9 protein-coding genes are annotated in these 8,942 nt (G+C 41.8%); 3 read left to right on the forward strand and 6 right to left on the reverse strand.

Annotation, left to right across the window (positions count from 1 at the left end; translation table 11 throughout):
• Positions 1–223: 223 nt before the first annotated feature.
• The 3 genes from NWP17_RS14920 to NWP17_RS14930 form a co-directional block, all read right to left on the reverse strand.
• Positions 224–727, reverse strand: a complete 504-nt coding sequence (locus tag NWP17_RS14920; RefSeq protein ID WP_280655670.1) for an SgcJ/EcaC family oxidoreductase — start codon at positions 725–727, stop codon at positions 224–226.
• A gap of 192 nt (positions 728–919) precedes the next feature.
• Complete coding sequence (locus NWP17_RS14925) at positions 920–2,647, reverse strand: succinate dehydrogenase/fumarate reductase flavoprotein subunit (RefSeq protein WP_280655671.1); 1,728 nt, start codon at positions 2,645–2,647, stop codon at positions 920–922.
• A 162-nt stretch (positions 2,648–2,809) separates the two neighbouring features.
• The gene (locus NWP17_RS14930; RefSeq protein ID WP_280655672.1) at positions 2,810–3,127 is read right to left on the reverse strand and encodes a hypothetical protein; all 318 of its coding nucleotides are present in this window, start codon (positions 3,125–3,127) and stop codon (positions 2,810–2,812) included.
• A 786-nt stretch (positions 3,128–3,913) separates the two neighbouring features.
• On the opposite strand from NWP17_RS14930, the gene NWP17_RS14935 reads away from it, so the two are divergent.
• The 3 genes from NWP17_RS14935 (at position 3,914) to NWP17_RS14945 (ending at position 6,186) form a co-directional block, all read left to right on the forward strand.
• Positions 3,914–4,279, forward strand: a complete 366-nt coding sequence (locus NWP17_RS14935; protein WP_280655673.1) for a Mo-dependent nitrogenase C-terminal domain-containing protein — start codon at positions 3,914–3,916, stop codon at positions 4,277–4,279.
• 209 nt (positions 4,280–4,488) lie between these two features.
• Positions 4,489–5,235, forward strand: coding sequence for a creatininase family protein (locus NWP17_RS14940; protein ID WP_280655674.1), 747 nt, complete (start codon positions 4,489–4,491; stop codon positions 5,233–5,235).
• A 135-nt stretch (positions 5,236–5,370) separates the two neighbouring features.
• On the forward strand, positions 5,371–6,186 hold the full coding sequence (locus NWP17_RS14945; protein WP_280655675.1) for a TlyA family RNA methyltransferase: 816 nt from the start codon (positions 5,371–5,373) through the stop codon (positions 6,184–6,186).
• A gap of 3 nt (positions 6,187–6,189) precedes the next feature.
• On the opposite strand, the gene NWP17_RS14950 is transcribed toward NWP17_RS14945, so the two are convergent.
• The 3 genes from NWP17_RS14950 to NWP17_RS14960 all read right to left on the reverse strand — a co-directional run bounded on the left by NWP17_RS14950 (position 6,190) and on the right by NWP17_RS14960 (position 8,694).
• On the reverse strand, positions 6,190–7,521 hold the full coding sequence (locus NWP17_RS14950; protein ID WP_280655676.1) for a DUF697 domain-containing protein: 1,332 nt from the start codon (positions 7,519–7,521) through the stop codon (positions 6,190–6,192).
• Positions 7,522–7,616: 95 nt separating this feature from the next.
• Complete coding sequence (locus NWP17_RS14955) at positions 7,617–7,946, reverse strand: hypothetical protein (protein WP_280655677.1); 330 nt, start codon at positions 7,944–7,946, stop codon at positions 7,617–7,619.
• Between the two features lie 130 nt (positions 7,947–8,076).
• The gene (locus NWP17_RS14960) at positions 8,077–8,694 is read right to left on the reverse strand and encodes a TetR/AcrR family transcriptional regulator (protein WP_280655678.1); all 618 of its coding nucleotides are present in this window, start codon (positions 8,692–8,694) and stop codon (positions 8,077–8,079) included.
• Positions 8,695–8,942: the final 248 nt, after the last annotated feature.

The raw sequence follows: 8,942 nt of genomic DNA on the forward strand, positions 1-8,942 counted from the left end.
TTTGTCATCTGAACCAGGCTTGTGGCCAGTATGTTGATTCAGATGTACTGGCTTACTGCCAGCAGCTACTCCCCTTCTATGTTGATTGTGATTGTACATTTATCCTGAGTACAAGTCAAGATGTTATCTCTGCTAGATCAAACCTAGAGGATGTTTATCTCACCGAGGGGCGCGGAGGGAGGGGTGTAATAGAGATGTGGGCTTATGGTTTAAATTATCTGTTTTATTGGGCGCTAGTATTTGTTGTTTCTGGCATAGCTGAAGAGTGATGTTCTGTGATTAGCCATTTATTGCCGACTTTTTCATATACAAAGGTGTATCTTGCTTGCACTTCCGCAGGCTGGTTATTATTTGTCAGGGTAAATGTGTAAATTCCTGAATCAATGGCAATATTGCAAAAGGTACGGATATTTTGCTGGTTAATTTTACCCATGGGTTTAAGTTTCAGGAACTTGACAAAGTAATCTTTAATTTCATCATGATTACGGCGTACTTGGTTGGAAACAGTAGGTAATAAAACACCATTCTTGGCGTAGTTCTTCACAACTTCATCTGGACTACCAGTTTGTAAAGACTGGTTCCATCGGTCAAAAAGTTGGGCAATATCCCTTTTCTCCACTTTGGCGCACTGAGTCCGGGCTTGTACCGGCATGGGGGCAATGCTTGAAAATGCCAGAGCAGCTCCAAAAAATAGTGATGTTGCAGTTCTACGAATCATTGTACTCATAATCTGCCAGTTTTGATGAAAAAGTAAGTTTTCCTACTTTGTTTTACAACTTTTTGGTTTGATTGGTAGGCATTGTTAAGAGTTTATTAATAATTCGTACTAGCAATGTAATGAATGGACAAATTAGCTGTTAGTCTCACGCAGATGGGCTGAGGCGCAAAGAGGGAGGAAGGGAGCAAATAATTTAATACTTCAATACTTCCGTTCTTGTGGTTCAAATATATTAATCACCACAGGACGATGTTTAATATCAATACCTGCTGGTGAATAATAAGCCATTGTATGTTGTAGAAAGTTGGCATCGTCGCGCTGGGGGTAATCTTCCCGGAAGTGTGCCCCGCGACTTTCTTGGCGATTCATGGCTGATGCTAAAATTGTCTGGCCTACTACCATTAAGTTTTGCAATTCTAACATTTCTACTAGTTCTGTGTTCCAGCAGCTGCCTTTATCATCTAAATAAATCTGGGAATATTGCTGTCGCAATTCTGCTATTTTTTGCCAACCTTGGCGCATTAATTCTTCTGTGCGGAACACCCCACAGGATTCGGTCATGGAATCTTGGAAGGCTTGACGAATTTGGTTAATGCGATATTTACCCGGTTGTTCTATTAAGGCTTGTATTTCTTCCTTGGCCTCTTGGATGTAGGCGGACTCGTTGACAACAGGTAATTTACGATGCTGCACGTATTGAGCGATCGCTGCCCCGGTACGTCTACCATACACTATACACTCTAACAGGGAATTACTACCCAGACGATTAGCACCATGTACGGATACACAAGCGGTTTCACCGGCTGCAAAAAAGCCCTCAACTAAATTATCACCACTGCTGCGAACTTGCCCATCAGTGTTAACTGGGATACCACCCATACAATAGTGATTGGTGGGGCGAATGGGTATAGGCTGAGTTACTGCGTCAACACCCACTAGGCGACTGGCTTCTTCCCAACAGAAGGGAACACGACTCATAATTTTTTCTCGGCCCATGTGTCGCAGGTCAAGATAAACAAAGGGACCCCCCGCGCTACCGTCGGGATGAATACCACGACCTGCACGAATTTCATAAGCGATCGCCCGTGAGGTAATATCACGCGGTGCTAGTTCCATACGACTGGGGGCGTAATTTTTCATAAAGCGTAGGCCTTCACTATTAATTAAATAAGCTCCTTCCCCCCTAACAGCCTCAGAAATTAGCACTCCCACCGGATACAACCCGGTAGGATGAAACTGTACAAATTCCATATCTTCTAAAGGTAATCCAGCCATGGCAGTCATAGCCAAACCGTCACCAGTGGAAGCATAATCATTAGATGTTGTATTATAAACCCGACCATAGCCACCAGTGGCAAACATCACCGCCTTAGCACGTAATACTTCTATATGTCCATCTAATAGGTGAAACATTACTACACCCTTCACCTCACCTAATTCTAAAATTAGGCGCATAACATACCACTCTTGATAAATATGCACCCCATAACGGCGCAAATTATTAACCAATTCGTGCAGAATGGCGTGACCGGTTTTATCGGCTGCGTAACAAGTGCGGTTGTGGGAATGTCCCCCAAAAGCCCGTTGGGCAATGCGACCATCAGGTAAACGCGAAAACAAAACCCCCATGTGTTCCAAGTCAATGACCACATCAGGGGCTTCCTGGGCGAGAATTGCCACCGCGTCTTGGTCTGCTAAATAGTCAGAACCTTTGACAGTATCAAAAGCGTGTGATTCCCAACTATCCTCAGAGTCAACATTTTTGAGTGAAGCGGCCATTCCCCCTTGGGCTGCTACCGAGTGGGAACGAATGGGATGAGTTTTAGCCACCACAGCAATATTTAAACTGGGGTCAGTGCGAGCAATTTCCACAGCAGCCCGACATCCTGCTAATCCACCCCCAACAATAATTACATCGTGTTCTAGCATAATTAGCCCATCTCCAGAATCAGTCCTGGTTCTATTCTAAAGATGCTAGTCATCAAAATAAATTATCTCGCCCAAAAACCCAAAAAATAACAAGGGGTGATAATTGGGGCTGCTGGCAAAACCCTGTTCCCTATCCTCTCAGCTAACCCTAATTAACATTAATCAGCTGGTGACCTCCACTGGTTTTTGCTGAGAAATATTACCTGGTATGGGTTGGGTCTGAGTTGCTGGAGATACTGGCCTTACTTCAATATGATTTAATAAAGTGGTCACAAAGGCAAACAGCAGAAACGGCAATGATAACAGAACCACTAAACCCACCGTAGCCAAAGCATACACAGGACGTTTAGCACCCATCAACGCCAAAGCCGAAGCCAAACTAATTGTAATGGTGATTAACCAAATAATTATTTGACCGTAGATATCACCAAAGGTCAGAGTACAGACAAATTGGTATTTTTGAGTATTATTCTGGTTCATGATATTTTATATTGACTTCAAATATCCCCTATAGGTTCTACATTAAAGCTATGTTTCCCTTACAGTCAATTTCTCAATATTTCGGCAAATTATGTAACATAACTTAAAATTTATGTATGGATTTTTTGCAGGCAAGATGCCCGCTGCTGTACCTGTATAGCAAAATTAGTATAATAATTGACATACTAAGTTAATTTTTAAGTTAATTTTTTCTCATCAAAACATATGATCACCTTAATTAAATAATATCCGCTGGGGGTTTTGTAATCTAAATAACTTTTTATTTGATGCCAATATTCTAAAATAAAGAAGGGTTGACCAACAACCAACCAGCAAACCTAACCAAAATAAAGGTCACAGCCTACCAGTGCCAGTACAAGTACAATTCTAACCACTGGTTAGTTTGTGAACTGTTCATTTAGAACCAACATAGGAGATCATCATGTTTGATACCAACAAATCATAAGTATAAGTTAACGTAAGACCATTTTTATATTTTCTTTGTTATTTTGTATTTAACGGGACAGTTGATGATTATCCAGTGAGTTTAAATATAAAATAACAGCAGCATTTACCAGCAATTTCTATGCTAAATTACTCCCTTGATGGTTATGGCGGTTTTCGGGCTTCGTGAGGTACATCATTAACAAGCAGGATGCTTGTGTTACAAAATGCTATATCTTTGTTCCGTTCATAACCAGAATAAAAACCACCGACATAGATTGTATGGTAAAGTCTTAAGTTGGCAAACAGTTAATTAATCCAGGGAAGACCTTACTGAGAGCTATGATTGAAACAAATAATCAACATATCATCCTACCTGCTTTTATCCAATCTGTAGAAGTAGAAGCCACCAAACCAGCAGGTAGCCCCCATCAACCAACTCCGACTAAATTCGACATATTGCAACCATTGCGGAAAAGGCTAGACAACCTGGAAATTACCAATCGTGGGTTTGCTCATTTCCTAGCTAAAATAATTCCTGCCCAGTGTCCTTTCGAGCGTGATATTATCTTACTGGGACGCAAAATAGCTCACATCCCCCCCCTGTGTAAGCTGAATCCACTGTATGATGAATTTGTGGGCTTGCGGTTTCGGGCTTTGTGCTATTTAGTAGACCAGTGTGGAGAGGATATCCAATCTTACTGCTAAGTTCTCAAAGAGGTTAGATAGCATAGAAATTAAAATTGAACATCAATCTAATTGCTTTGATTTGCTCGTGTTTTCGTTTTTTTGATTGTCCACAATGCAAAAATTTGTCCAACGGATTGGATGTAAATTAAATACAAGGATAGGGGACATGGTAGTGCTGTGTCCCCATAATTCTGTTATGGTCAATGTTCCCTATTCCTTTCTACAAAATGCTACTACATTTAAGCACCTGGCCAGAAGTTGAAGTTTATTTACAAAAATCACAGGGTATTATCCTTCCCATTGGTTCCACAGAACAACACGGGCCCACTGGTTTAATTGGGACTGATGCTATTTGTGCAGAAGCCATCGCCCGCGGTGTAGGAGAAGCAACTCAAGCAATGATTGCTCCTACCATGAATGTGGGTATGGCATTACACCACACCGCTTTTCCTGGGACAATTAGTTTGCGTCCTAGTACTCTAATTCTGGTGATTCGAGATTATATAACCTGTTTAGCTCAAGCTGGCTTTAGTAAATTTTATTTTATCAATGGACATGGGGGTAATATTGCTACCCTCAAAGCTGCTTTTTCAGAAACTTACGCCCACTTAGAAGAAAAGCAAATTACTAACGCCTCCAAGGTAGAATGTCAAATTGCTAACTGGTTTATGTGCAGTTCTGTATACAAACTCGCCAAGGAATTATATGGTGAACAAGAAGGTTCTCATGCTACCCCCAGTGAGGTGGCTATTACCCAGTATATTTATCCAGAAGCGATTAAACAAGCCCCCCTCTCGCCAGAGGTTCCCAGTGGACACAAAATTTATAGTGCTACTAACTTCCGCCAGCGTTACCCAGATGGGCGCATGGGTTCAAATCCAGCTTTAGCAACACCAGAACACGGTAAGCAATTTTATGATTTGGCGGTGAGGGAACTAAGTAATGGATATTGGGAATTTTTGAATGGAGAATAGCAGTTGTTGACTGGCTATTAACCAGATTCTTATATCTCACCCAGAAGCGCAGAAGCGCGGGGGGAGAGGGGGAGAGGTGGAATAATGCTGAGGAAACGCTATATTAATTTAATCTGATCAGGAGAGTCAAGTTAATTGGTGAAGCAGCGACTTGATACTTTATTAGTGGAATTAAACTTATGTGGTTCTCGCTCCTTAGCACAGCGATTAATTCAAGCGGGGGAGGTGACCGTAAATCAACAGGTGGTAGATAAACCAGGGACAGAAGTTGATACCGGGGCGGAAATTAAAATAAAAGAGCGATCGCGTTTTGTGTCTCGCGGTGGTGAGAAACTGGTGAAGGCTTTGGAAACATTTCCCATTTCCCCAACTGGACGTATTTGTTTAGATGGGGGAATTTCCACGGGGGGTTTTACTGATTGCTTACTCCAATTCGGCGCAAAATTAGTATATGGCGTGGACGTTGGTTATGGACAGGTTGACTGGAAATTAAGAAATGATCCACGGGTGATTTTAAGGGAACGCACTAATTTACGTCATCTCACAGCCCATGAGTTATATGGTGAAAGTGATTCTATACCTGACTTGACGGTGGTTGATGTATCTTTTATCTCCCTAACCAAGGTTTTACCTGCTTTGTGGCGATTAACTAAATTTCCTAGAGATGCAGTATTACTAGTCAAGCCACAGTTTGAAGTGGGAAAATCCCGCGTAGGTAAAAAGGGGGTTGTCCGTGATCCTCATGACCAAGCTGATGCGATTTTCCAAGTGTTACAGGTGGCTTTTGAATTGGGATGGAAATATAAAGGTTTAACTTGGTCGCCAATTACCGGACCGGCGGGGAATATTGAGTATCTTCTCTGGTTAGGGATGGAAAGCGATACACCAGCGCCTAGTTTAGATGCAATTAAGCAAATCACCAAATCAGCATTGACTTCCCCTCTGGGTTAAGTTTTAATAGTTTGCACCTAATTCCTGTTGTAAGCGGTACAGAATTGTATTGTGGTCAACTTGAGATAAAATCTCTTGAATTACTGTACTAGCTCCTAATTTTCCCCAGGTACAACCTTTTTCTAAATAAACTTGGGCAGCCTTACCCACTGTATATGCACCATAACCAGCTAGACTAGATTGAGCAATGGCAGTGCCAGCATAAGCAGTAATGTTGAGGGGATTTTCACCACTGGCAATAACAGCTGTACTTTTACCTAAACCCAGCATAACACTAGTACCTATTTCTCCCAATAGCAAACCGCTTGAACTAAAGAAAATAGTCTTTAAAATTTTGGTGGCTTCATAGCTGGTCATGGGTAAGCCATATAATCTTGCTAGAGAACGAATTAAGGCTAAATCGGCAATTGCACCACAGATCACGTCTAAAACAGGTACAGGATTTAATCCTACTGCCAAGGCTTTATATTTAGTGAATTTCCAAATAATATCTTCAGCTTCTTCGTCCCGTAGGTCCATAGTCTTTTGCGCCATAGCCGCTTCAGCATCCCGTGCTTGAATGAGTGCATTTAAAGCTAGGAGCGATCGCCCTTCGCGATTGAGAATAGATAAAATTGTTTGCTGGAGTTCTTCTGTCTGAGGGGGTGGCGTTTCCCATTCATAGCTAACACTACCATCGGGCCACTCAACTCGTACTTCCATGGGTGCTGGTTCCGCAGCCACCATCACAATTTCATCAGGTAGTAAAGGTGTAGACCCCAGTTGTTGCAAATTCTCATAAATTGCCGAGCGGTCTGTTTCTGGGTATAAATCTATTTTATTAAATACCAGAATCAGTGGTTTTTGTGCCTGTCGTAATTCTAACAATGCTTGGTACTCAGTCCGAGTGATATCACCTGCAACTACAAACAAGATCAAATCAGCCTGGCGCGTCACTTCTCGCGCCATTTCTGCCCTGATATCCCCGTTAATTTCATCTAAACCTGGTGTATCAATTAACTCTATCAATACCTTACCCCCCGGCTGCCAACGCACGGAACGCGGCCATTGGGTAACACCGTTGAGGGGGCCGGTTTGCAGAATTTTATCCCCCAGCAAGGCGTTTAATACTGCTGATTTTCCCCGACTCACTAAACCAAAAGCAGCAATTCTAATCACATTAGAGTCTAGTTTGTTGAGTGTGGAGTTTAAAGCTTCTAATTCCGGTTTGAGTAAGCCCACCAATTCAGGATGTGAAGAAAACTGTCCCGACTTACAAAGATATCCATACCAAGACAACGCTTGTCTGAGACTAGCGCGGGCGCGGTTTAAATGAGTTGCTTGGAGATTACGCACGAAGTTTGAGTGGTTCAAGATTGAACAGACAACAGCCTACATATTCATTTTGCTCTAATTTTTCAGCTTTGCCAGTCCATATCTACTTGGAGAAACTACCACCAAATCCGATTTCCCTGTTCATCTACTCGTGCTTGACGAATTACGTCAGAAATTTCTTCCGCATCTCTCACGTGGTGCAGTGCCTTTTTTGTCCCGTCGGGGTATTCTACAATAAAGTAAGTGGGGACTGTAATGGTGTCACCTGTGATATCTGGTACATCTACAGCCACTTGTTTGGCTTTTTCTTCTAGTGATTGCGATTCCTCAACAATCACATCCCCTGGATTCACTGTTAAGTTTCTTTGCTTGACTGTTGGTTCTTCTCGTGAATCCCAGTCTGGACTGACCGGCTGATTAATTTCATTTTTTGGTTTCTTAGCCATGATGTTTCCTACCATGAAAATTTATACATCTCCTAAGAACAATCTAAAAAATTACCAACACCATGAGTTCTTTCTTGAGAAAGAATTAGGGAACAAATCACAGGGGGAAATAATTAATTGCCAATTAACATCACTCTGCACAATTAACAATCAGGTGTGTCAAGGCATCAATCAAGCGATCGCCTTTCATGGGTATAATTTCCTTACCGTGCATAATTTCTTGAGTGATCACAAAATGCGCTAAGGAGCCGATCAATACTCTCGCTGTTGCCTCTGGATCGGGTATATTTAATTCAGGGTGAGCCGCTAAATATCTACTGATAGTCTCAATGGCTGGTTTAGCAATGCTGTCAATAAAAACCTGGGCTAATTCTGGAAAACGTGCCGATTCTCCCATTAACAGGCGCTGAAATGACTGATATTCCCGATCATTCATCATCTGTTCTAATGCCGTTGCTGCTAATCGTCGTAGTACAATATAAGGTTCTCCTTTGAGAGATTCTGTGCCTAAAATGGAGTAGAACCGCTTTTTTGCCAGCCTCTCAATCAAAACCTTGAATAATCCCTGTTTATCTTGAAAGTGGCTATATACCGTCGCTTTGGAAACCCCAGCAGCTTCTGCTACTTTATCCATGCTAGTACCAGCATAGCCGTGGGCTAAAAATTCCTGCATTGCTCCTTGCAGAATTTGCTCTATTTTATCTCCTGAATTTGAACGGTCAATTTCCCCCATTTTTGGGCGTGCCATGTGTAAATAGTCCTTATTTTATGATTTTTTACAGACTAGGAAGGCCTTGACTAAACTAATCGGTTTAGTATAATTCTATTATAGAAGTAAATAGTTGAGTTTTGTATACCACAGATCATTGACTAGTGGAAGCAGAACTAATTAAAAATCTGTGTTATGGCGGTTCTCACCCTTAGTGAGGTACATCATTAACAAGCAGGATGCTTGTGTTACAGGGCGAGCATTTACATTAGATCATTGACTAGTGG

The sequence above is a fragment of the Chrysosporum bergii ANA360D genome (genome assembly GCF_029891735.1).
Classification (GTDB): Bacteria; Cyanobacteriota; Cyanobacteriia; order Cyanobacteriales; family Nostocaceae; genus Umezakia; species Umezakia bergii.